The following is a 338-nucleotide window of genomic DNA, read 5'->3' on the forward strand; positions in this document are numbered from 1 at the left end:
AAAGAACCATGCCCGCTTTGATTTTGACATCCGTTTTCCGAAGATGCCTTCTTATCTCAGGAGAGCTGCCATCCAGCATGCACTGGGAAGTGTATCGTCCTATGAAAGCCGGATGGAACAGTGGGAGGCAGCGGGAGAACTCTCCGGGAAACCGAATTTTACCTGTGAAAACCATGCCATGCCGGTCTTTTACCGGGATGTGATGTACCGCGAAGGGACAGAGGGAAAAGATGAGGCATACCTGAAACTGTATGACGGGCATGACTGGAGATGGTTCCGTGTGTGTTTAAGCCATACGGATATGGAATACCTGCGCAGGAACTGGTATGGGAAAAAGG

The 338-nt window shown here is 50.3% G+C and carries 1 pseudogene; it reads left to right on the forward strand.

What is annotated here, in order from left to right:
- A pseudogene (locus tag WKT11_RS19915) lies at nt 1–338 on the forward strand (IS200/IS605 family accessory protein TnpB-related protein); the annotation flags it as partial.

This window comes from Blautia sp. HCN-1074, from assembly GCF_037890165.1.
Classification (GTDB): Bacteria; Bacillota; Clostridia; order Lachnospirales; family Lachnospiraceae; genus Blautia_A.